This window comes from Mesorhizobium waimense (assembly GCF_003601975.1).
Classification (GTDB): domain Bacteria; phylum Pseudomonadota; class Alphaproteobacteria; order Rhizobiales; family Rhizobiaceae; genus Mesorhizobium; species Mesorhizobium waimense.
Genome location: NZ_QZWZ01000255.1, coordinates 1 through 388 on the forward strand (window position 1 = coordinate 1; position 388 = coordinate 388).

Sequence of the window (388 nt, forward strand, 5' to 3'; positions counted from 1 at the left end):
GACCTCCGCGACGCGCTCCAGCCAGCTGCCGCAGGTGCCGACGATCGCCGAGAGCGGGCTGCCGGAGTTCAAGGGTTTCGAGGCCGTCGGCTGGCTCGGTCTGATGGCGCCCAAGGGCACCCCCCGGCCCGTGGTGGATCGCCTGAACCGCGAGGTGGTGGACATCCTGAACGGCCCGGACATGCAGAAGTTCATCCGCGACCGGGGATCCGAGCCGGCGCCGACCACGCCCGAAGCGATGGACCAGTTCATCGCCAGCGAGATCGTGGAGTGGGGCAAGGCGGTGAAGCAATCCGGCGCGTCGGTGGACTGACATACCTTCTGACCAGGCGACCCCGACCCCATGCAAGCTTTGCTCGACGCCATCGCTGCCATGCCCCGTCCCGGG

General features: G+C 68.8%; 1 protein-coding gene. It reads left to right on the plus strand.

What is annotated here, in order from left to right:
* On the plus strand, positions 1–313 hold a 313-nt coding region (locus D3227_RS40905; protein ID WP_281035092.1), incomplete at its 5' end, for a tripartite tricarboxylate transporter substrate-binding protein.
* Positions 314–388 lie beyond the last annotated feature (75 nt).